Origin of the sequence: Sphingomonas ginsenosidivorax (assembly GCF_007995065.1) — a bacterium.
Lineage (GTDB): Bacteria > Pseudomonadota > Alphaproteobacteria > Sphingomonadales > Sphingomonadaceae > Sphingomonas > Sphingomonas ginsenosidivorax.
Genome location: NZ_VOQR01000001.1, coordinates 3310380 through 3332238, shown reverse-complemented (window position 1 = coordinate 3332238; position 21859 = coordinate 3310380). Strand labels below are relative to the sequence as shown.

18 protein-coding genes and 2 pseudogenes are annotated in these 21859 nt (G+C 63.3%); 6 read left to right on the top strand and 14 right to left on the bottom strand.

All coding sequences use genetic code 11. The features are described from left to right. Positions 1–40 precede the first annotated feature (40 nt). From FSB78_RS15135 to FSB78_RS15120, 4 genes are all read right to left on the bottom strand, one after another. Complete coding sequence (locus tag FSB78_RS15135; protein WP_147083405.1) at positions 41–610, bottom strand: hypothetical protein; 570 nt, start codon at positions 608–610, stop codon at positions 41–43. Continuing rightward, positions 603–845, bottom strand: a complete 243-nt coding sequence (locus FSB78_RS15130) for a hypothetical protein (RefSeq protein WP_147083404.1) — start codon at positions 843–845, stop codon at positions 603–605. The genes FSB78_RS15135 and FSB78_RS15130 overlap by 8 nt, the downstream gene beginning before the upstream one ends. Beyond that, a complete protein-coding gene (locus FSB78_RS15125) occupies positions 845–1372 on the bottom strand; it encodes a hypothetical protein (protein WP_147083403.1) in 528 nt (175 codons plus the stop codon). Before FSB78_RS15125 ends, FSB78_RS15130 begins: the two co-directional genes overlap by 1 nt. 204 nt (positions 1373–1576) lie before the next feature. After that, complete coding sequence (locus FSB78_RS15120) at positions 1577–2248, bottom strand: hypothetical protein (protein ID WP_147083402.1); 672 nt, start codon at positions 2246–2248, stop codon at positions 1577–1579. Positions 2249–2337: 89 nt separating this feature from the next. Here FSB78_RS15120 and FSB78_RS15115 point away from each other — a divergent pair, with 89 nt between their 5' ends. After that, positions 2338–2907 carry a hypothetical protein gene (locus FSB78_RS15115; RefSeq protein ID WP_147083401.1) on the top strand — a complete coding sequence of 190 codons (570 nt, stop codon included), beginning with the start codon at positions 2338–2340 and terminating at the stop codon, positions 2905–2907. A gap of 996 nt (positions 2908–3903) precedes the next feature. Here the strand turns inward: FSB78_RS15115 and FSB78_RS15110 are convergent. From FSB78_RS15110 to FSB78_RS15095, 4 genes are all read right to left on the bottom strand, one after another. After that, on the bottom strand, positions 3904–5250 hold the full coding sequence (locus FSB78_RS15110; RefSeq protein WP_147083400.1) for a hypothetical protein: 1347 nt from the start codon (positions 5248–5250) through the stop codon (positions 3904–3906). A gap of 52 nt (positions 5251–5302) precedes the next feature. Further along, entirely contained in the window at positions 5303–6094 is a 792-nt protein-coding gene (locus FSB78_RS15105; RefSeq protein ID WP_199743195.1) for a caspase family protein, read from the bottom strand. A gap of 409 nt (positions 6095–6503) precedes the next feature. Continuing rightward, positions 6504–7634, bottom strand: a complete 1131-nt coding sequence (locus FSB78_RS15100; RefSeq protein WP_147083399.1) for a hypothetical protein — start codon at positions 7632–7634, stop codon at positions 6504–6506. After that, complete coding sequence (locus FSB78_RS15095; protein ID WP_147083398.1) at positions 7540–8997, bottom strand: RNA-binding domain-containing protein; 1458 nt, start codon at positions 8995–8997, stop codon at positions 7540–7542. The genes FSB78_RS15100 and FSB78_RS15095 overlap by 95 nt, the downstream gene beginning before the upstream one ends. Before the next feature lie 493 nt (positions 8998–9490). Between FSB78_RS15095 and FSB78_RS15090 the strand changes: the two genes are divergently transcribed. Further along, complete coding sequence (locus FSB78_RS15090; protein WP_147083397.1) at positions 9491–10549, top strand: hypothetical protein; 1059 nt, start codon at positions 9491–9493, stop codon at positions 10547–10549. Between the two features lie 88 nt (positions 10550–10637). Here the strand turns inward: FSB78_RS15090 and FSB78_RS19325 are convergent, their stop codons facing one another. The 5 genes and pseudogenes from FSB78_RS19325 to FSB78_RS19555 form a co-directional block, all read right to left on the bottom strand. Next, complete coding sequence (locus FSB78_RS19325; protein WP_199743194.1) at positions 10638–12452, bottom strand: hypothetical protein; 1815 nt, start codon at positions 12450–12452, stop codon at positions 10638–10640. Positions 12453–12595: 143 nt separating this feature from the next. Further along, positions 12596–12766, bottom strand: a pseudogene (locus tag FSB78_RS19785) (putative quinol monooxygenase); the annotation flags it as partial. A 216-nt stretch (positions 12767–12982) separates the two neighbouring features. Then, positions 12983–14188, bottom strand: a complete 1206-nt coding sequence (locus FSB78_RS15075; RefSeq protein ID WP_147083396.1) for a hypothetical protein — start codon at positions 14186–14188, stop codon at positions 12983–12985. A gap of 41 nt (positions 14189–14229) precedes the next feature. Next, complete coding sequence (locus FSB78_RS15070; RefSeq protein ID WP_147083395.1) at positions 14230–14982, bottom strand: GNAT family N-acetyltransferase; 753 nt, start codon at positions 14980–14982, stop codon at positions 14230–14232. 178 nt (positions 14983–15160) lie between these two features. Further along, positions 15161–15447 (bottom strand): annotated as a pseudogene (locus FSB78_RS19555) (IS110 family transposase); the annotation flags it as partial. Between the two features lie 380 nt (positions 15448–15827). On the opposite strand from FSB78_RS19555, the gene FSB78_RS15060 reads away from it, so the two are divergent. Beyond that, positions 15828–16442, top strand: coding sequence for a hypothetical protein (locus FSB78_RS15060; protein ID WP_147083394.1), 615 nt, complete (start codon positions 15828–15830; stop codon positions 16440–16442). Between the two features lie 95 nt (positions 16443–16537). Here the strand turns inward: FSB78_RS15060 and FSB78_RS15055 are convergent, their stop codons facing one another. Continuing rightward, positions 16538–18286, bottom strand: coding sequence for a response regulator (locus FSB78_RS15055; RefSeq protein ID WP_199743193.1), 1749 nt, complete (start codon positions 18284–18286; stop codon positions 16538–16540). 595 nt (positions 18287–18881) lie between these two features. Here FSB78_RS15055 and FSB78_RS15050 point away from each other — a divergent pair. From FSB78_RS15050 to FSB78_RS15040, 3 genes are all read left to right on the top strand, one after another. Beyond that, positions 18882–20165 (top strand): arsenic transporter, encoded by a 1284-nt coding sequence (locus FSB78_RS15050; protein ID WP_422396707.1) that lies wholly within the window; start codon positions 18882–18884, stop codon positions 20163–20165. Between the two features lie 118 nt (positions 20166–20283). Further along, the gene (locus FSB78_RS15045; protein WP_147083392.1) at positions 20284–20868 is read left to right on the top strand and encodes an RNA polymerase sigma factor; all 585 of its coding nucleotides are present in this window, start codon (positions 20284–20286) and stop codon (positions 20866–20868) included. Then, positions 20843–21769: a FecR family protein gene (locus tag FSB78_RS15040; RefSeq protein WP_147083391.1), complete on the top strand. Its 927-nt coding sequence runs from the start codon at positions 20843–20845 to the stop codon at positions 21767–21769. The genes FSB78_RS15045 and FSB78_RS15040 overlap by 26 nt, the downstream gene beginning before the upstream one ends. The last annotated feature ends 90 nt before the right edge of the window (positions 21770–21859 follow it).

Here is a 21859-nt window from a genome sequence, read left to right as displayed (position 1 = left end):
CAAGAGCCCCAAGGGAGTTCGGGCGAATAAGGGTAGTCGCTCATCGCAATTCCCCCACGGCGGCGAGGTCATGGGCGAGCGTCGTGCAGAGTTCGACTGCATAGCGCTCGTTCCGATAGACCTGCTCGATGCCGAGTCGACGCGCCTCGGCGGCGTGGCTGGGGTCGTCAGGGACCAGGTCGCCGATCTCGTCGCATGACGTCCCGATCCACCAGGCATCGTCCTTGCTCTCGAACGCTCCGCGGTGGACGTGGCAAATCGACCTGTCCTCTGGACCCCGATGGTCGCAGGCCTGCGCATAGTCGATGCCGCCGTGCGTGCGCAGCAGCCCAGGCGGGATCGCCTCGGCCGAATACGCATGGAGCGGATGATCGCGCGGGACGGCGACGAATGCCGCGAAGTGTCCCTTCGCCATCCGTCGGACGATGCAGTCGAGGCCCGTCTTCGGGTCGGTCCAGGCGAGCTTTTCGCGCTCGACGGTCCACGGTCCCGTGGCCTTCGGCTTCAGGTCCGGAACGTGATACGCCTTGGCGATCGGCTGGCCGCCGACGACGATGTCGGTCCTTGCGGTGGAGGCGGCACGCGCCACCTTGGTGGTGCGCTTAGCCATGGGCGCCCCCGCCGATCTGCATGCCGAGCAGCGTAATCCAAGAACCGATGCAGGCGATGAGGAGATCGACGGCCATGACGAACGTCATCGCCACAACCAAGTACGTCCGTTCCCCGGAAGGCGGTATGACGAACGCCTCGCGGCACGCCTGCGCGGTGAAGCAGATGCCGGCGATGCCGACAACAGCTGCGCCGATACCGAAAACGTTGATGGAGTGCATGTCGTGGAGGCCCATCATTCCGGCTCCTCCCAGATCGAGCCGTCGTCGTCGCGACGTTTGCCACCGAGCGCGTGCTCCCAGTCGATCCTGGACATGACGGTCGGATTGAGGATACCGCCCATCTCACTCAGCCAGGTCGCGGCCACGGAAAGCCGCATTTCCGGCTGGGCCGTGATATAGGGTTCGGAAAGCCCCTTGAGCGTACGCAGCAGCCCGACGGGGTCGTAGTCGGCGGCGGCAAGCGCGCTGCAGCTACCCGCCACCTCCCACAGGACGCCCAGGTTCATCCCGTCCAGACAGGTGAAGTGGGCGGCGAGTCGGTTGTAGACGTCCGTCTTCTCCTCAGCCTGCGCGGAGAACATGTCGCCGATCAGATCGGGCGGTGCGAGCCTGCTGGCGGTGACGACCGAGGCGACGGCGGCCTCGACGATGCAACGTTCGGCGATGAAGACGCTGGCGGCAAGGGATCGCCACCAGATGAGCGGTGGCGCGCGGTGTTCGGAATGGGCCGCAAGTTCGGCCTCGAGCTGCAGATTTCGCATGACGGATGCTCCGATGAGGGGCCTTGTGAACGTGCCCCAGTTTACGGGTGGAAGGACATTTGGTCCGGCATGCATAACGAAAATGAAGGAAAATGTTTCCTAAGATAGAGGACTTTCAGGATGGGACTCTGTCCGGATAGAAGTCCTGCTTATGGCTTTGGCCGATCGGAGGGGCGTCGAGGATGGCCCTTATGGGCTGGATGTTCAGTCCCCGGCCAGGCCCTTCGTACGATCGCGAAGAGCCCGCTTGTGCCCGACTTTGACCACGCGTCCGGCGCGCTCGAGCTGGCGCACTATCGGATGCAGGGTGGTGAGCGGGATCTGTCGACCATGCCGCTCGGTAATGACATCTCGGATCTTGGCGACGGCCATGCCATCGCCGGGACCCATCTCCATGGCCTCGACGATCAACGACTTGATGGTGGGAGATCCATCCCTGGTTCCCCGTGCCAGATCTGAATTCGGCGCGAAGTACCTTGTGCCGCGATCAAGGATGTCGCCTTGGCCGATGAGAGCCTGCAGGGCGGTTACGATCAAGGAGGTATCGACCTTGAGCCCCAGTCGCGTACGAAGCCTGCCGGCGATGAAAGGAACGGTGGCGCCGTCGTTTCCGGCCTCGTGGACTGCCAGCGCCACGAGTTCCGGCAAAAACGGCGGTGTCGGTTCCGATTTCGCCACAAGGCTGTTTACGTCTCGTGGATCAGCGAGGACGACGTGCCGGTCTGCGGCGACGAGCATGCGGCTGATCGCGGCGATCCGGCGCCGGATGAGATCGTCGATGGCGTCGACGCCGCTTTCGATCTGATGTGTGAGATCCTGGACGTCGGCGATGGCGGCTGCGATAGCTTCGGTATCTCCACGATGGACTGCCCGCATTGGAGGATCCTTTCGGTAGGGTGAAGGCTTTTAGACAAAAGGTCATTTTTCATTTGACTCAGTAAGACTTCCGCAGGCATACGGAGGATATGAAGAAGACAGGGGCAAATGACCTGCCGCAGCGGCTCACGATCGACATTGGCGATCTCGTCGAGCGGAAGACGGTGGGAATCCCCAGGGACCGGCAGGCGCTTGACGAGGAGGAGAGCGAGATCGATGCGATCCTCGCCTTCGCGCGGAGTGGGCGCTTGTCAGTCGGTCAGTCGGACAGGGGCGTAAGTGGCGCCATGACGGGTCTAAAGGGTTTTGCGGCTGCGAAGGCCGATGTGAAGCTGCCCAAGATCACGCACCGCGTTCTTGTGCTGCTGTCACTCGAGCGCCGCCCCGAAGGCGCTTCGGTCGCCTACATGGTCGCCTGGGCGGCGCTGGTCGACGTGCTGGAGGACAAGGTCGTCAGGACGTCCATCTCGCCTTTGCTCAGGAAGATGTCCGACCCCAAGAAGAAAAAGGACGAGGTGCGTCATGACCTCGAGGCCCATAGGTGGAAGATCACCGACGCGGGCAGGACGGTGGCCGCTGCCTTCCGCGCGCAGTGGCTCGCGGCGGATCAGGCTCCCTTCTGGGAAGTCGACGTCGACGATCGGAAGGATGAGGAATGACACCCGCATTCCGGCTCCTGCTGCTCCGGGCTTCAATGCCAGGCACATGATGTAGTCGTTTCAGGATGGGACGTGCCACATAATTGTAGTCCATCCGGAAACTGTTCCTATATTGTTCGTTATGGTGGTCTTCCTGCCGCCTTTTCACCGTGCCTGTTCGGCGCGAACGACGGCTCATGTCTGGAGAATCTGTATGCACAGCGTTGAAGAACTCGTGACGGCCGTCGAAGCCGGCCGTGGTTACCTGGCCCTCGTTCCGGAAGCTGTCATCGGCACGGACGGTTTCCTCCATATGCAGGGTGTCAGGACGGGCAGGCAGTGTCGTTAGGCGGCAGGAGCGAACCGGCAGTCCCGCTGGAGCGGCGGGCGGCACCCGAAGGGCCGTAATGCAATGAAGGAGCCGGCAACGCCGGCTTGCGACCCGCCGCGGCGGGACTAGAGGGCAGCGACGCCTACCCCCGCCATCCGACGCGCGGTAGCGCCACGCCGGCCGTGCGCAGCGCGGTCGTCCGCATGTCGGGCAACGCCCGACCAAGCGTCAGCGATCGTCACGGCTCTGCCGACGAGACGCCGTCAGGCGGCTCGGTGAAGCGTCAGCGGAATAGGGCGCGACCGTGCAGAGCACGGGACGGCATAAGACCCGTATCAATCACCAGTATGCGAAACGCCGTCCTTGAGACGCCATCCGTTCGAAAGGCATCGGCCAATTTGAGCTTTGGCGTGCAACTGAGCATTTCAGGAAACGCCGCCCGTCATTCATTGGTAGAAGAGGGCACGGCCGGTATCGGACCAAGTTCGGCCACTTGGCCTAGGCCATCGTATTGGCAGGTTGTGGAGAGATCCGTCATCCACCAGGCAAATGCCCGCCCATGGTCAGTCGCGGTGAACGGCTTGGAAAATGCAAGGAATGAGCACGGCGGAACCAAGTCAATTGTTTTCTAGGCTGGTATGGAACGTCGTCGCCGCCATTCGAGAAGCTGATCAAGCATCAAGTCGTCAACTTTGATCCTTAAGGTCACCCTGGGCCTCGACGTCGCTGGTACTGCTCTTCTCCTGGAGCTGGCGCAGTTCGTTCTCGACCTTGAGCCGGTCGACCCTGCGCTGGATCGCGCCGGTCTTGGCGTCCCGCATGGTTTCCGCGGCCGCTAGGCCGCCGGCGAGCGCCTCGGCAAACTGGCTTCCACCACCCACCGCGTTGGTGCCCATCGCGACCATCCGACCGTCGGCCGCGAACTCGGCTGACGAGCCCTTGGACTCGAACATGCCGCTGCCCAGGGGAAGGATGAAGTAGTTCGAGAACTGAGCGACCGAGACCGTCTTGTTCAACAGCGCGTCCGCGATCGCGCCTGTCGCGGCGCACGCCGCGCGGCTCGGATTGTCCCATAGCTCGACGCTCACTGGGACGGGTTGGAGATATACGAAGCGGTTGAGCCGCTTGGTCTGATCGAGCCGCCCGTCCTTCACATAGGCCGTCCGCCAGGCCTTCAGCCCGGAGGTCGCGATCGGCTCCGACTGTTGGAAGGCGCCCTTGGACACGACGAAGCGCGCGCAAAAGCCTCCCTTTCCGACGTCCATGTCGGGAATGGTCTCCCCCGGGTAGGTGCCGAACCAAGCGGTGGGCTTGATCGGATCGAGGTCGAAAGCCTCACGATAGCTTCCGTCTGCAGTCTTCGCTGAGATCGCCAGTGCCTTCGCCCGGCTCTGCGTTAGGGTGACGCTGGTCGAGAGCGTCAGCGCGCTCTCGAGTTCGGCCTGCTCGGTCTTCAGGCTCTCCAGCAGTTCCGTGCGGGCTGAGCCCAGCGGAAGCCCGTTCGCCAAATCGGCCTCAATCGTCTCGACCTGACCTGAGACCTTGAGCCACCGGTCGACCTTCTCCAGGATCTCCGGCTTGCAAGCCACCTTCAGTTCCACCTTCTTGGTCGGACCGGCCTTCGACCCGGCGAGCGCCGGAACCAGGGTGGTGATGGTGCCGGACACCCCGAAGGTCGCGAAGCCGGCAGCCGCCTTCGCGAGGGTGGCGAGGACGGCGCCGCCCTTGCCCTCGCCCTCGGCGTTGATTGTCTTCAGCATGCCGTTGTCATGATAGGTCAGCGCGAGCTTGCGGCTTCCCAGGAACGGGCTGCTCGGGTTGAGCCGGACGAGTTCGCCCGGCTTGGCGCTCGCGGTCGCGACCGCCTCGGTCACATAGCCGGGCTTCGGGTCGTTCTCGCCCGGGCAGCGGATCAGGCGAGCCTGCCAGCCCGCGATCACGGTCGAACGCGGAAGGTTGTATCGAACCTCCTGACCCATCGCCTGCGTGGCGGTGGTCAGGGCAATGACGGCGACGAGATACTTCGGTGACATTCGAGGACTCCCCAATGCAATCAGCTACGGCCGCCAGACGTGATCGGTCGGCTTAGAGACTGAAGGCGGCGCCTTCCTCGAACGCGGCATCGGCGGCGCCCACGGTCATGTAGTTCGGCGACTGTTCGGGCGGCAGCTTGCCTCGAACCGCCTTCGCCAGCGCGCTGTAGCTGCCCTGGAACGCGCCGTCCGCCCAGATCGTGAGGAGGGCGCCGGTGAAGGCGCCGTTGAACGGACCGTCCATAGAAAGCTGGTTGTCTTGGCAGCCGGAGACCAGGATCACCGAGCAGGTTGGCGCCGTTGGCGCGGGCTTGGCGAGAATCGCCTCGTAGAACTCGCGGTTCTTGTAGTAGGTTCGGGCCACGATCTCGGGCGGCATTACCCTCGGCACCGCGGCGGCGAACGAGTTCGCCACCAACCCGAGGTTGAACTTCGTGGCGAGCGCGTACTTGAGGACAGTCCCGCTGTGGCAGCTGTCCGAAAAGGCCGCGATCCGCACGCCCGGCGCGAACTTGCCCCAGGCCCAGTATAGCTCGTCGTCGACCAGCTGGCCGTCATAAAGGCACCACGTCTCGTCGAGACGGTCCGGTTCATCCCTGTTGCGGTCGGGGACCTGCCCACCGTGGCCGGAATAGCTGATGATGAGGGTGTCGCCGGCGACGAGTTCGGTCGCGAGACCATCAAGCTGCGCGAGCACCGCCTCGCGCGTCGCATCCTTGGTGATGAGCATGCGGGGCGCGAAGCCCTGCCGCTCGCACAGGTCCGACATCGCCTGTGCGTCCGCCTCGCAGGCATTCAGCGGTCCGGACCAGCCATCGTAATAGGCTGGATCGACGAGGTTCAAGCCGATGTGAAGCGAAATGCCCTTTGCCATGGTGTCTTTCCCCAAAAGCGCTTCAGCAGTTTCCGCTAATCGTCCCACGCAGAGGTCTCAAGCAGCGTCTACCGATTGCCTACTCGATATCATATGACCACTTTCAAGGATACGAAAGAATATATAATCGTAATAACATCTCAAAGTTCTGCACTTTCCCAAGTTTATCAATCCGTTAACTTCAAGGATGCGAATCTCAATCTATTGCCGTTCAGCCACGTATTTGACCATCGCTCCCTCACGGGATGCGGCAGCAACAGGATCGGCGTGGTCAACCGATCGAGGCCTGCAGGGCTGCACCTCGATACTCGAGTTCGCGGCGACGACTTTCGATATCGCTCGTAGTTGTAGTGTCGCGCTTGTAGCCTGCCAGCTGTTGCTAGATTTTCTCTAGTTTCCCAAGCATCCGGCTCAATAGTTTGCACGCCGATAGATCAGCTACCGGGCGGCGTTCGACGTCACCCCACCAGTCTTCCAGCGCCGACACGCCGATTTCCAGCAAGTCGGTGACGACCACGTCCGCTGCCGCTAGGCGGGCAACGCCCTCAAACACGCGGAGGCGATCACCTCCACGAGGGTTCAAACGGTTTAGCGCGTCGACATAGACGCGAGCAAAATCGAAGCGCTGACCTAGCAACGAGTTGAAGTACCCAACCTCCAGACGGGCCCGCCGTAGCTTAGCCGTGACACGCTCGACTGCCTCAATCGCTAGCTCAGCGACGCGATTACGATCACCTCGCACACGCGCGGTGCTGATCATCTCGCTGTTGGCCTTCAAATGCGCTGCAAGAGCGACATCGCGGTCCGGTTCGTTCGATATGCGGGTGCGGCTGATCTCTCTCAAGCCGCTCCAATCTTGGATCTGCGTCTTAGCCCGGATCATGTTGGGAAGGAGCTCCAACTTGCTGCAGCCTAACTTCGCCGCAGCGTCGAGCGCCTTGTCCGCTTCGCGATCCCGCGCCGGTTTGGTGCGAAGAAGCGACGCACCGAGGATGCTCGCCGCGTCCCCGTTGTCAGGGAACTTCTCCCTGAGAGCAGTCGCGACAATAACGGCTTCTTCAAAGCGCTCTGCACCCCACAGTCGCACAATCGAGCGAATGCTTGCGCCAACTTGGCGCTCCTGGTTGCCGCTTCGCTCGTGCGCACGGCCGACTGCCTCCTCAACCAGCTTAGCGTTCACGCCGAGTTGCGCCCTCACCAGCTCAACCACCGCCTGCAGTTCGTCCGGCACGCTGATGGTCGACTCACGCTGCGATTTCGCTACGGTGGCCATTAAGTGATAGGCCTGCAGTCCTGCGATGTGCTCTCGTACGGCGCGGGGTTGCATGTCGATAACCTCCGCGATGTCGCCAAGCGTGGTCTCGCCTAATAGCAGGGCGGCGTAAAGTACGCGCGCTTCGATGCCTGTGAGGCGCTCAAGCTCTCGCCGGAAAGCGAAGCTTCTCACATCCTCGCCATCGCAACCTTTCCATTTCTCGACCACCTCGCGCCGGTTCTCGCCAATTTTCACAAGCCTCACGATCGATGCTGCAAACAGTGGCGAGCCGGAAGAGGCCTCGAAAACGTCGTCTAGGTCGCGTCCGGTAAATGGCGCAACTTCGAACGCGGCGCATAGGTTGGCTAAAATGCATCTCGAAATCGGGGCGCTCCAATCCCCTAATCTTGACAATTGCAGTTGGAGGTAGGCCCTGATCGATGCGCGAGGTCATCAAAATGCGTGATGGTGACAGCTCGCGTCCCACGGTTCTCAGCGCCACGCTGTTAAGCGCAGCGACTGTTTCCTTCTGCTCCTCGGGTGAGAGGGTATCAAGATCGTCAACGATGACGAGCGACGGGATAGTTGACAGCGCCTCTACCAAGCGATCGCCGATCTCAGCGAAGCTTGGCTCCTCTTCCGAGACTGGCATTTCGTGACTTAGCGCCTTAAGAATCTCGGTGAATAGGGAATCAAGGTCACTGAAGTCGACCCGGGAGATTGGTACCATCTTACCGCGTAAGGCGGAGTAGGTTTGCTGCTTGGCAGTCAGCCAAATGAGCGTTTCGATTCCGCCAGCGCCGGTCTCAATGATCTCTTCGGCGTATCGGTATGCGAGCGTCGTCTTCCCTAAGCCGCCGATACCCGTGATAAGGCGGACGGGACTGCGGACATCGCTGATCCATCTGCGCAGGTCGGCAAGCTGCTCCTCCCGACCGACAAACGTGATTAGGTCGTAGTCGCGAGCCGGCAGATGCGCTTGGACCTCCACGTGTGTAGCACCGGTGACCTGTTCAGGCGGCAGCCGGTCAGAATGTAGAAAGAGCCAATCCTCATGAGTATTGGTGGCGGCCCTGCACTCGTCGCGTACCCTTACGTAGACTTCATCCAGGAACGTCCTCTTCCCGTTTGGCTTCTCCGGTCCCTTTCGGACTAGCTTTGTCGGCGCGGCTCCGGCCGGTCGGCGAGGAATTAGCAGCAGGCCGAGCCTTGCTGATCCGCTGGACGCTGCGACCTCGAGCGTGTGGTAGAGGCACTCGATGCTGACGCCGGCATAGCTTTGCAACGTCTTGTTAAGGTCGGCGCAATTGAACCCGTCCACCATGCCGACAACTCGATCGCGGCCTTTGTCTTTCACTCCAAACAGGATGTAGCCGCCGAAAGCGTTGTGAAAAGCGACAGCATCCTTGACGATTTCGGCCACTGCGATTCGATGCGCGGCCTTCTCGGCCTCGGTCGGCTGATCAGGAAGGCTTGGAGCGCTCGCCTTGTAATCCCAGAGTTGGCCCTCGCAGTCGAACGGCCGACCATCAGGTAATAAAAGCTCGATGACGTCCGGTGTGAGAGCTCGGTTGTCGACCGCAATCTTGAGAGCATCGATGACGTTGTCGGCAATCATTTTTCCCCCTGGCGACAAAACGGATCAGTCACTCCTATCCCCTTTTGAGCCAATCATTTACTACAGTCCCGAGAAGCCTGTGCAACCCGCGATGGGTTAGCTAGGCGTTCCTTTTCGCGCTTTTCGTGAAACCAGCTAAGAACGCCGCTCTGCCCTACCAAGAGGGAAGCGCCGTACGTCAGCTTCTGACACGACCTGCCGTTCGACAACTCGTTTCGAAACGGCAGCAAAGTCCTAAACCTCGCCATTCAAGCTGAACGGCCCGCGGCTCAGGCGATCTACCAGAGCCAGTAAATGAACGTTCGAAACTGGGAAGCGGACAGGCCTCGCCTCGCCTTCAAAATCGGGGCTTCAGGCATACAAACCTGGCTGATCACGCGACGCTCCTCATGCGGGGGCGGGGAGATCGGCATCACCCCCCGGAGCTTAAGCCGTCAACATCCTGAAACGTTGCCGAGGTATCGCTCACGCGAAACAGGTAGGTCATCACGTCGTGACGAAAGAACTGAGCCGGCAGGCTCTTTACGATCTCGTGTGGTCGACACCGGTGAAGACGCTGGCGACGCAGTTTAATATCTCTGACGCTAACCTTCGCAAGGCGTGCCAACGCTCCCACATTCCCCTGCCGCCGGCAGGCTATTGGGCAAAACTCGCTGCCGGCAAGAGAGTAACCCAGCCCTCACTGCCGGCCCGCCCGCCCGGCATGAGCGACACGGTAACGCCGGGTGCAGGCCGGTATGACAGTTACTCCTACCGACAGTGGAGCGATGCCGAACTGCAGGGTCCCCTGCCCGCCCGTCCGACATTCACGCCTGACCTCGACGCCGTGCGGGCTGCGTGTCTGAAGCAGATCGACAAAGTCATTATCCCTCGCGATCTTGCACGCCCGCACCACGCCATCGCCAAGATTCTGGCAACCGACGAACAGCGGCGCATCGCGCAACTCGGCAGAGGCTATGTATCGTCATGGGACGGGCCGCGCTTTCGCGCATCCGCCAATGGCGATGTGGTCGGCTTCTTCCCGGTTGAGGACCACGAACTGGGACTCGCCGTTCCCGCGGTCGAGACCGGCACGATGACACACTCGGTCTCGTTGCTGATCCAAGCTGGCTTCAATTCCCGGCTTGCCGCGATCAAGGCCATCCAGGACACCGGCGCAACGTTTGGTTCCGGCGATGAGCTCCGCACATGGCTGAAGTCCCCCGGCGTAGCGCAGTGGAGTGCGCTGCCAGATTGGCCTACCGCGGAGACGAAGCCGATGTGGCTCGAATTCCTCTATGGTTTCGTCCCTCCGGACAACCGCATCTGGGCCGAGCGTCGCTTCTTCGCACTCGTGCAATGGACGAATGTTCCGGCGTCGCCAGGCGCACCAGTCCGGGTGCACCACATTGATGGTCAGCCTTGGATTTTATCAGCCGTCGGCGACAGGCTTGGCGTCATGCAGGCGCCGCTGAATCCTGAACGACGAGGTTTGGCACGCGTCTTAGTCTCCAACCACCCCGGCCGCGTCGAGATCAGTTATCTCGGCCCAGACGATCTGTGGATCCTATAGGCAATTCTGAGCGAACGACGCCTGAGCAACTGCGCTTTTTGGACGGTCTGCGCAAAGCTACGCGGTGAAATTCGAAGCGCTCAATGCCTCATGGCTGGCACATCACATAACCTACCGCACCGATTTCGATGCAGGCCGAGAAGAAGCCCATGAGGATCCAGTAGAGCTGTACGAAGTTTGGTCGCACCGGCAGTCCCGCCGCGATCCGACCGAAAGCCTCCTCCACGTCGGCCCGGCTGAGGGACGAGGTCACGATGACCACGCGCTTGAGGACGGCTGGCGCCGTGGCGGCAAGACCTACTTGCTCCTCGATCTGTGCACGCGTCCCACCACGCATGTATCTGGTGATCGCGGTCGCCGCATGACCATGATTGTACGTCGCGTCCCATCCTTGAAACTTGTTCGCCATCACGTCGCCGACAAGGCTCAAACGCCCTAGGTTCTTGATCGCTTGGCCGACGGCGTCGTGGAAAGCAGAAGCGCTGAGGGAACGGTTCCCATGTTTTGCGTGGTAGAAGGTGATCATCGCCGGATTGGCATTCGCGCTCACACCGATGAAATCCGCCCATTCGTCGCCGAGATCGTCGCAGATCAGCACGTCCTCTCCCGCCAGTCCGTCGGCCACGGCGCGGAAGACGGATCCTGTGGTGAACTCTGCCTGACCCGCCACGAAGGTGCCTTTCTCACTGGTCGTCGCGGCCAAGAGTGGTTCTGTCATAAGATGGCGCAAGAACGATGCCCCGCCTCCGACGAGCGCCTCATCACGAAAAAGCGAACCATCGATATATGCGAGAGCCAGGTCGCTGAAGAGGATGGAGAACATGTCCTCGACGTCGATATACTTTGATAGCGTCTTGCGGTTCGGGTCGGTGCCAACGACCAGCCGCGCGTCCTCGACGAAGACGCCTGCCAATGACGGGATTTCCAGCGTCTTCATGGCGATGCGCGTCTTGTTGATCTTGATCGCGCCGATCTCGGCGCTGGCGTCGTCGACCAGCTTGTACCCGGTTCCCTCCGCCTCGATCACCAGAGGCGGCCGGAGATCCTCAACGATCGTGTCAGTCTCTGCCTGTGGCAGTTGATGCCATATTCCAGCGACCTGCCTTACGAACCTTATCGGCTCGTCGTCGTTGCTGATCGCGTCCGCCATCGCCATCGTATCGACCGCCAGAAACGTCGGCTGCACGCCCGCACCGATCATGGAAAGCTCGACTGGTCTGGCAAAGTTGCGGATGAAAGAGGAAGCCTCGCCGACATCGTTCGAGAGAAGATCCATGATCTCTCCCGCCCATCCAACCGCCAGCTCGTGGTCGACCCGGTCCGATCGCACCGCAATGCGGCCTGTGCTCGGTGTCGCGGAATAACTGCCATCGGGCCTTCGAACCCGGTACCCTTGCGGTACGAACCGTCCAGCGCTCGTCGTCGCTATCGCGTTCTCAAGATCTCGCGCCTCCAGCGTCTTAGATCGCAGTGCAAGGGGCGAAGTCGTCATGTTGCGCAGGCTGATCTTCTCGAACACCGCGTCGTGGCGCGCGATCGCCCGCTCGACCGTCGCCCTCTCGACGGCTTCCAGATGCGCTTTCCGAAACGCCGTGGTGAGATCGAGACCCGTTTTGAAGACGGCGACCATCGACCCCTTCTCAACCAGCAGGAGGAAGCCGTAGAGCCGCTCTACCCGATCGCCAGCATTCTCGAGAAATGGCACCGGCCGGTCGTAAGCGAACGATATCGCGGAATAGAAGGCATCGCCGAGAGACTCTCGGACGCATCTGAAGACGGGACGACCAGCATTGTCGGCGGTGCGCTGCATCTCCAGGAACAGCCCGCGAATCGCCAATTGCGTCACGCGTGCCTTGCGGCGATAGAAGTAGGCTCCGAGCGGCGTTCTAAGTTCTTCAATCATAACCCAAGGTCATAGCACGTGTTCGCGCCGCGTGTGGAAAACTAATCCACATTCAGAATTACACGGTATTAAACGCTGCTATATTGAATCTCTGGCCATGTCCGGAAAGAAACGACCTCGGGAGCACTGCCGGTCCAAGTCGGCTAACCGATGTCGACTGGCTTGGTAACGATGATCGTGGGTCGCTCCGACGCGAGATCGCGGGCGGCAAGACCAAACGCCTTGAAATGGTCCGACGCCATGTGCTCTGCGACGGCACCGTCATCCACATAGAGTTCGTTGAAAACGAAGCGGCGCTCACCCTCGGTTTCCTGCCATAGTTCGTAAACGGTTCGTCCGGCTCCGTCCTAGCCGCTGCGGTCGGCCCTGACCATTATCTACAAGGATGACGAAAAAGCGGGAGGTGTGCATCGCAGCGATCTAATGCGTTCGCGGACGTGCGGTTGGCGATCACACTCGGTTGTCGGGTGTGGGTGGAGGGCCATCCAAACCATGCATCGTTTCATGTCGGTGACTCGAGCAGGCCGAAGTCAGCTGACGGTTCGAGATGCGAAGGATTTGACCTGACCGTCCTCGATTCCGATCGCGAGCACTGCCCTCTCAGCCTTCAGCAAATCAGGATTGTACACGACCCCGAGCGGCACCAGGTAGCGGGCGACGAAATCCTTGGTCGTGTAGGTCTTGAACAAGAGGTTCTCGACAAATTTGCCCGTGTGGATGTTGAACGAGCCGCTCAGCACCTCGGTGCTGTCGCGGCCGACCGCGGCGTAGAATTTCGCATGGCTTTGCTGCTTGAACAAGGCGCCCTTCTGCCCGAGCTCGTCGACGAGCGGGCTGAGGAGATTGAACTTGGCGAGCGCCTTGATGTCGATCCCTTGCGACTTCGCCGCTTCCACGAATCCATTGTAGGTCGGTCGGCGGGTCACCAGCAGGGTCCGGGCAGGATCCGTATAGCCGAGGACCATGTTCCACAGATCGACACGATTCTCCTCGCGGCCGCGATAGTCGAGGCCGATGAACGGCACGACCAGCATCACCAGGCGGTGTCGCGCGCGCCAGCGCAGCAGCAGCTTCTTGAATATCTCGACGCAATCGTCGCGGCTATAGACGCCATCAATGTCGGTCAGCATCGCCGCATCGTCCGGCCCAGCCAGCACGAATTCCAGGACATTCTTCACGACGGGATTCGTTTCGGAGAAGGGGCGGTGGAAAATCATCGGATAGGTGGTGCAGGCGCAGGTGAACTCGAGCGTAACCTCGATAGTGTCGGGCACGCGATGCCGCCCTTTCAGGAAGTAAATGAAATGTGACCTGAGGCGCTCGTTGATGGCCTCGAGAGACTTAGCCAGCTCATCATAGGCCGCGCGCTCCAGCTCGTCGTTGCATGCCAAGCATCGGTAGATCGGGCGCTCCTCGAGCACGAACTGGGGATCGTCGGGCTCTGTCGACGGGATCAGCAGCATATTGTCCTTCAATTCATCGGCGAACGTTAGACCGTGAGCATCGAGAACATCGCTAAGGCTCTGAATATCGTTGTCCCAGGTGGCGACGATCCGGCCGCCGCTCGTGACGCTCGATGCATCGTCGGGATTGGACACAGGGATATAGGATTGATGCCCGCAATTGGCGCACTCGATGACGAATCCGCCCCGGTCGTTGATGCCTCCGGGCCAGCGGCCGATCGAGACGTGAATCGATTGTTCGCAGCCAATCTTGGAGCAGATCGCCGCCACCATCCGATAAGATAGGTTCATCTAAGAAACTTTCGAAAATGTATTTAGATGAGAGGCGTTATGCGATCGATGAACCAAGTGTAGCCTGCATCGAAGCGGATTCCATGGAGTCTGCTCGTGTCGTATTTGATCTTGTCGAAGTGGATTTGTCGTCCATCGAGTTCGATCCGGACGAAATAATCGGTGTGACCAGCGAGCTCGGGCTCAAAGCAGATGATCCGCTCGAGCAGTTGCAACGACCCATCGGGGAGGCGCTCCGCCGACCCGGAGAACCGAGAAAACGGCTTTGGGTCCTGTTCGAACCTGCCCTGGGCGGTGAAGAACTCGATCGTAAAACGCACACGTTCGCCGTTCGAAAGATGGAAAGATCGAGGCAGGATGCGGTAGGCATACATGCCGCCGCCGCTGCCGGTGCGTTCGGGGATCGTCGTGAACCCCATGCGCCTCCAGAAGGGCTCCGCAGCGGATGGCGCGATCTCTATCTCAACGACCGACCACCCCTCCGCAAAGGCGAGGTCGACCATGAATTCCGCCAGCAACCGACCATGGCCGGTCTTCCGGAGATCGGGCCTCACTTCGAGTATGTGATGACCGTCGAGAAAGCCAACGGCTTCTCCGTCGACCATTAGGACATCAACGCGCGTCTCCTCGTCGCGCCAACGACGCACGGTGGTGTCCCAATTGCAGCGAAAACCACGCGGGGGCCTTTCGCCCATGTATCCATCCGCCCGCCAGACGGCATCTGCCGCCTGGAACAAGGCCTCCTCAGTATCGAGCCAGATCTCGATCTCAGCCATCGTCGCAACGGTGGCGGGCACTATCTCACAGGTCACAGCATGATCCTCTTGGATTCTTCGCGACCGAGCGCGGGCAGTTCAGGATCCTCGGCAGCTACATCGTCCGCAGCCGGAGGTCGGCATCACTCGAAGCCGGTGACCGCGTGAGGAACGTTTGATCTTTCGAACTGCTGTATCTCGCTTCGGCATCGACCGCATCGTTCTTATGCCGCTTCACGAACGGCTTGACATACGCAGGGGGAATCAGCCTGACTGCATGACCCATCGCTTCGAGCTCGCGCGCCCAATGGTGTGCACCACCACACGCCTCCAGCGCCACCGTACACCGGGCTGCGACACGAAGAAATCTAACAGCTTTCCCTACGTGAGCTTGCGGCTGAAAACCGCTCGGCCGCCGTTGTCCGCACCATGCGCGTGGAAAACATGCTTGGCGATATCCAGACCGATTGTGGTAACTTCCGACACGGACGCCTCCTTCAAGTGGTGTTCAACACCTCCACTTTGCCACATCGATGCCGTCGGGGGGCGTCCACCCCATCACCAAAATTGCCGTTCGGCCGGCAGTATCTCGGTGAGGTTCAGTAGCGCAGGGCTGGAGCTCTACCGCTCCCTGTGAAGCCGAAGCAAGCGGGGCAGGGTCGGCTAAACTGGAACGAAAAGAGAATGTCGCGCTCGGCCTATGCGCCTCCCCGCAACCAGCATCAACCTCGTAGCCCTCGCTGCGGGGTTTTCTTGCGTTTGTCGCTTTAAACTAGCCGGTTCGCCTTGCGCACCGCACGCGCGTGGGTGTTGTATGGCCAGGGGACGCCGACGGATTGATCCGCCGGCGATGACGGGGGGCCGGCATGAGTCCATTCGAATTGGTGTTCGCGGTGTTCGGCCTGTTGCTCGGGCTCGCGATCGCGGAGGTGCTGGGCGGCTTCTCGCGCGCGGTGACGCTTAAGCGGGGGGTGCGGCCGGTGCGGATCGGGTGGCTGACGCCGCTGCTCGGGCTGCTCGTCATCCTCGACCTCACCAATTTCTGGATGGTGGCGTGGGATGCGCGGGCGCAGATCGATGCGAACTACGCGACGCTGGTCGGAGTGCTGGCGATGGTCGGGATCTATTACCTCGCCGCGACGCTGATCTTTCCCGACACGCCCGAGGAATGGCCCGATTTCGACGAGTGGTACGATCGCCACAACCGCTTCGTGATCGGTGGTCTGCTCGCCGCGAACGTGACGAGCTGGATCGGCCTGATCGCGATCGAGATCGCGCATCCGGTGCCCGCGCTCCCCGCGGCGCCGGCAGGCGCGGGAAGCGACCTGGCGTCGATCCTCTATTTTGCGAGCGGGTTCGCGATTCTCGGGCTGCTCGTTGCGCTGTTGCGGATCAACGCGCGGCGCTGGAACGTCGCGATGCTGGCGACGCTGGTCGTGCTGGTCATCGTGTCGAGCGTCGTGGAGCCCTATGTGGCCTGATACCCCTCGGTCAGGGTGACATCGACGTACAGCCTATCCCACCGCATTTCGCGGCTCGGGCTCGAACACTCGACGCGATCGCGCAACGCTCGTTCCTACGCCTCCGCGGCGCCGAAATCGGATGACTTTCGGCGTGTGCCGGCGTCGGTGTGGCGGTCGAGGGCCTGGCGGATGCGGTCGGCGAGTTCGCTCGGGCGGTAGGGCTTGCCGATCACGTCGCGCTCGGCGCGGTCGGGGCCGTCGACGACGAGATCCTCGTTGTATCCGGTGGTCATCAGCACCGGCAGGTCGGGCGCGCGCGCGGCGATCTCCTGCGCGAGCAGGATGCCGTTGATGCTGCCGGGCATCACCAGGTCGGTGAAGACGAGGTCGAACGGCTCGGCCGGATGGACGCGGTCGAACGCGGCGAGCCCGGCCTGGCCGTCCGATGCCGTCGTCACGCGGTAGCCGAGCCCCTCGAGGATCTCCTGCGCGAGCGCGAGGACCTCGGGGCTGTCCTCGACGACGAGGATATGCTCGCCGGCCGCGACGTTGGTTTCGTCCGAACTCGCGTCGTGGGTGTCGGGCCTGGCGAGGCGTGGCGCATCGTCGCGCGCGACGGGGAACAGCATGCGGATCGTCGTGCCCTCGCCGACGACGCTCTCGATCTCCAACCGGCCGCGCGACTGCTGCAGGAAGCCGCTCGCCATGGCGAGGCCCAGACCGGTTCCCCGCCCGACGCCCTTGGTTGAGAAGAAGGGTTCCATCGCCCGCTCGAGCACGTGCGCCGGCATGCCTTCGCCCTCGTCGCGGACCTCGACGACGACATAGTCCCCGGGGGTCAGGAAGCGTGCGGCGGCATCGCCGTTGAGCGTCGCCAGCGAGGTCGCGATCGTCACGATGCCGCCGTCGGGCATCGCATGGCGCGCGTTGACCAGCACGTTGAGCAACGTCATTTCGAAATTGTCGGCATCGAGCAGCGCATTCGGGAGGCGGCGCCGGAGATTGAGCTGCAGGTCGATCCGGGTGCCGAGAGTCGTCTCCAGCAGTTCGCCGAATTCGAAGATGAGGTCGCTGACGTTGACCGCGCGCGGATCGAGCCGGGTCTTGCGCGCGAACGAGAGCAGCTGCCGCGTGAGCTTGGCGCCGCGTTCGCTGGCCGCGCGCGCGGTATCGACATAGCGCCGCGCGCGCTCGCCCAGATCCTGCGTCGCGAGCAGCTCGAGATTGCCGTTCACGACCTGGAGCAGGTTGTTGAAGTCGTGCGCGAGCCCGGCCGTCAGCTGGCCGATCGACTCCATCTTCTGCGACTGCCGCTGCATCTGTTCGCTGTTGCGGCGGCGCGTGACGTCGAGCTGGCTGGCGAAGAAGTAGAGCAGCTTGCCGTCGACGTCGTAGACCGGGCCGAGGAACACCGCGTTCCAGAACGGCGTCCCGTCGCGCTTGTAGTTGAGCAGCTCGATCGACACCGCCTGGCGAGCCTCGATCGCGGTGCGCAGCTCGGCCACCGTCTCGCGGTCGGACCCGACGCCCTGGAGGAAGCGGCAGTTGCGCCCGAGGATCTCGCTCTCCTCATATTGCGTCAGGTCGAGGAACGCCTTGTTGGCGAAGACGATCGGGCAGTCGGGCAGGTTGGGATCGGCGAGAACCATCGGCATCCGCGTCATCTCGACCGCGGCGAAGAAGACGTTGCCGCGGTCGTCGAGACCGGGCTTGGTGATCGTGCTCTCGCGCCAGTGATGCTTGCCCGGCGCGTCGAGCGGATCCAGCGATCCCGTCAGCCTTCCGTTTGCCGGAACGCCGCTGCTCTGGCCGCCGCCCTCGACGTCGCGCAGGGCCGGTTCGTTCTGCTGTCCCTCACGCATCGCCATCGTCCCACGCTGATCGTCCGCGCTCGGCCGAACGCGAGCGGCTGTCTTGCCTCACCGACGCTGCACAAGGAAAGCCTGTTTTCTCCGTATCATGGCGGTTTGTGCGGCGCTGCCCCGGGTAGACGGACGGGGATGGACGCGAACTGAACCGGATGGTCATGGGTGGCATGGCGTGCCCTCGATGATGAAGGGGGATCGGCCGTCGGCGGGTCGGATCCGACCGGGATCGACGGCGTGCGGCCCGTGCCGACGGGGCGGTGATCACCCGGCAGCCGTGCCTGCGAAGGCGCGATATTGGGCGTGGCGCGCGCGTTTCAAGCATCTTGTCGACGTCGGGCTCGGCTCCCGGCATCGCGCTCAACCCCGATCCGGGGACGGTACCATCGGCGGCGTGGTGCCGAACCGAGCCTCGACGCGCGGGGCCGGCGCGATATCATGGCGGAAATGTCATGGAACGATCGCCCCGAGCAGTCGCTCTCCGCGCAGATCAGGGAGGGGACGACATGACGGGCTGCCGGGACTGGATACACGGCGACCTGCCGGAGGACGGGGCGGGCCGGCCCGGCGCCAAGCTGCAACCCGTGGCGGCATGATGGCGCCCGCTATGCCCGACATGGCGAGGCTCGTGATCTGGCTCGTCTGCCTTGCCACCACCGCCGCGGTGATCACGCGGCCGTTCAGGTTGCCCGAGGCGATCTGGGCGGTGGCCGGCGCGGTGCTGCTGGTTCTGATCGGGCTGATGCCGGTCGGCGCGGCGTGGCAGGCGGTGCGCGAGGGCACCGACGTCTATCTGTTCCTGATCGGCATGATGCTGCTGTCCGAAACCGCGCGTGCCGAAGGGCTGTTCGACTGGGTGGCAGTTCAGGCGGTCAACCGCGCGAAGGGATCGACTAGCAGGCTGTTCGCGCTCGTCTTCGGCGTCGGCATCGTCGTGACGGTGTTCCTGTCGAACGACGCCACCGCGGTCGTGCTGACCCCCGCGGTCTATGCCGCCGCCAGCAAGGCGAAGGCGAAGCCGCTGCCGATGCTGTTCGCCTGCGCGATGATCGCCAATGCGGCGAGCTTCGTGCTGCCGATCTCGAACCCCGCCAATCTCGTGCTCTACGGGGGCCGGATGCCGTCGCTCGGCGCCTGGATGGCGTCGTTCGCGTTGCCCTCGCTCGCGTCGATCGCGGTGACCTTCTTCGTGCTGCGCTGGGTCGAGCGCGCGCAGCTGACGGGCCCGCTTACGGGGACGTGCGAGACGGCGGTCGAGCCGGTCACGCTGTCGCGCGGCGGCTGGTTCGCCCTTGCCGGCATCGTCGCGACCGCTTTGCTGCTGATCGCGGTGTCGGCGTTCGACGGGGAGCTCGGGCTGCCGACCTGCTTGGCCGGGATCGCGACGATGGCCGCGGTGTGCATCACCGGTCGCACGTCGCCGCGCGCGACGCTCGCGTGCATCTCGTGGGCGGTGCTGCCGCTCGTCGCCGGGCTGTTCGTCCTGGTCGAGGCGCTCGGCCGGACCGGCGTGATCGCGGTGCTGGCGCGGTGGCTGGCGACCGGCGCGGCGCAGTCGCCGACCACGACCGCGGGGGTTGCCGGCACGATCCTGGCGTTCGGATCGAACCTGATGAACAACCTGCCCGCCGGGCTGATCGCGAGCACGACGATCGCGCAGGCGCATCCGCCGCAGATCGTCACCGACGGGTTGCTGATCGGCGTCGACCTCGGACCGAACCTGTCGATCACGGGGTCGCTCGCGACGATCCTGTGGCTGACCGCGATCCGGCGCGAGGGCGAGGATGTCGGCTTCTGGCGGTTCCTGAAGGTCGGCGCGCTGGTGATGCCCCCGGCGCTCGCCGCGGCACTCGGCGCGCGGTTGCTGATCGGGTGAGGCGGCCCGCTCGGGCGGACATTTTTTGCGACGAGCGGCGCGGACGATCGGTCTTTCGGCGACGGACCGTGACGGAAGAGTCCGTGCCGCGCATCCATGCTGTGGCTAAAGGGGGATCATGACGCGCTTCAGCACCGAACTCGTGACCTGGGTCGCGCGGCAGATCCTGCCGCACGAGCCCGCGTTGCGGCGGTGGCTGCGAACCGCGTTTCCCGGCGTGGATGTGGATGATGTCGTGCAAGAATCCTATTGCCGCCTGGCGGCGTTGCCGGATTTCAGGCGCGTCGACGATCCGCGCCGCTACCTGTTCCAGACGGCGCGCAACGTCGTGCTGACCGAGCTTCGCCGTGCGCGGGTGGTGCGGATCGACGCGGTCGGCAGCAGCGCGGATCTCGAACATGCGCTCGCCGCCGACGACCTGTCGCCCGAACGCATCGTCGCCGGGCGCGGGCTGTTGTCGAAGGTCGAGCAGTTGCTCGCCGACCTGCCCGAGCGCAGCCGGACGATCTTCCACCTGCGCAAGGTCGAGGGGATGTCGCAGCGCGATATCGCGGGCCGGCTGGGGGTGACCGAGACGATCGTGGAGAACGATCTGGCCAGGGGATTGCGCGTCATCCTGAATGGCCTGTCCGCGGATGATCGCGCGGATCTGTCGTCGCGTAGCGTAAGGAGCCGCAATGCGCGACCATCCGGACGCCGTTGACCGGGCCGCGGCGGCGTGGGTCGTGCGGCTGGACGCCACGCCCGACGATGCCGCACTGCTGGACGCGATCGATCGCTGGTGCGCCGAGGATCCGCGGCATCCCGGCGCGCTGCTGCGCGCGCGTGCGGTCTGGAGCAGCGTCGATGCCCGCGACGTCGCGCGCGAGCGGCCGGCACTGGTGACCCGGCGCCGTGCGCTGGTCGCGGGCGGGGTCGCGGCGGCCGCGGCCGCTGCGGTCGGCGCGCTGTGGCTGGGCGCGCCGGGCGATACCGGGTTCAGGACCTCGGTCGGCGAGCGCCGGATCGCGAGGCTGGAGGACGGCTCGACGATCGTGCTGAACACCGCCACCGCGGCGCGGGTCCGGCTGACCGCCGAGGAGCGCGCGATCGCGCTGGACGACGGCGAGGCGTGGTTCGCGGTCGCGCATGATCGTGCGCGTCCCTTCGTCGTGTCGGCGGGCGACGTCCGCGTCCGCGCGGTCGGCACGGCGTTTGCGGTGCGCCGCTATGTCGGGCGCACCGAGGTGACGGTGACCGAGGGGCGCGTCCGGGTCTGGTCGGTGGCTGCGCCGGAACGCTTCGTCACGCTCGACGCCGGCAAGCACGCGGTCGTCGCCGATCGCACGGGCACCGCCGAGACGATCGTGTCGGATACCAGGCCCGACGTGACGCTGGCATGGCGCAAGGGCGAACTCGTTCTGGACGGCATGACGCTGGGCGACGCGGCGGCCGAGTTCAACCGCTACAACACGCGGCAATTGTCGGTCGAGGCGCCGCTCGCGGATCGCCGGATCGTCGGCTGGTTCCGGACCGACGATATCGACGGCTTCGCGCGCTCGGCGGCGGCGATGACGGGCGCGCGGATCGAGCGCGACGGCCGCTATCTGCGCGTCGTCGAATAATTCCGGGGCTTGCTGACGGAAAACGCCCCGCGACGCATCCTTACCGGCAGACGCGCTGAAGACGCGGCCGATCAATCGCAGGGGAGGATA

Excerpts from the sequence above, each read along its gene's own strand:
- FSB78_RS15135 (WP_147083405.1), bottom strand. The coding sequence starts at position 610 with ATGGCTAAGCGCACCACCAAGGTGGCGCGTGCCGCCTCCACCGCAAGG.
- FSB78_RS15130 (WP_147083404.1), bottom strand. The coding sequence starts at position 845 with ATGGGCCTCCACGACATGCACTCCATCAACGTTTTCGGTATCGGCGCA.
- FSB78_RS15125 (WP_147083403.1), bottom strand. The coding sequence starts at position 1,372 with ATGCGAAATCTGCAGCTCGAGGCCGAACTTGCGGCCCATTCCGAACAC.
- FSB78_RS15120 (WP_147083402.1), bottom strand. The coding sequence starts at position 2,248 with ATGCGGGCAGTCCATCGTGGAGATACCGAAGCTATCGCAGCCGCCATC.
- FSB78_RS15115 (WP_147083401.1), top strand. The coding sequence starts at position 2,338 with ATGAAGAAGACAGGGGCAAATGACCTGCCGCAGCGGCTCACGATCGAC.
- FSB78_RS15110 (WP_147083400.1), bottom strand. The coding sequence starts at position 5,250 with ATGTCACCGAAGTATCTCGTCGCCGTCATTGCCCTGACCACCGCCACG.
- FSB78_RS15095 (WP_147083398.1), bottom strand. The coding sequence starts at position 8,997 with ATGATTGCCGACAACGTCATCGATGCTCTCAAGATTGCGGTCGACAAC.
- FSB78_RS19325 (WP_199743194.1), bottom strand. The coding sequence starts at position 12,452 with ATGATTGAAGAACTTAGAACGCCGCTCGGAGCCTACTTCTATCGCCGC.
- FSB78_RS15075 (WP_147083396.1), bottom strand. The coding sequence starts at position 14,188 with ATGGTGGCGGCGATCTGCTCCAAGATTGGCTGCGAACAATCGATTCAC.
- FSB78_RS15070 (WP_147083395.1), bottom strand. The coding sequence starts at position 14,982 with ATGGCTGAGATCGAGATCTGGCTCGATACTGAGGAGGCCTTGTTCCAG.
- FSB78_RS15060 (WP_147083394.1), top strand. The coding sequence starts at position 15,828 with ATGAGTCCATTCGAATTGGTGTTCGCGGTGTTCGGCCTGTTGCTCGGG.
- FSB78_RS15055 (WP_199743193.1), bottom strand. The coding sequence starts at position 18,286 with ATGCGTGAGGGACAGCAGAACGAACCGGCCCTGCGCGACGTCGAGGGC.
- FSB78_RS15050 (WP_422396707.1), top strand. The coding sequence starts at position 18,882 with ATGATGGCGCCCGCTATGCCCGACATGGCGAGGCTCGTGATCTGGCTC.
- FSB78_RS15045 (WP_147083392.1), top strand. The coding sequence starts at position 20,284 with ATGACGCGCTTCAGCACCGAACTCGTGACCTGGGTCGCGCGGCAGATC.
- FSB78_RS15040 (WP_147083391.1), top strand. The coding sequence starts at position 20,843 with ATGCGCGACCATCCGGACGCCGTTGACCGGGCCGCGGCGGCGTGGGTC.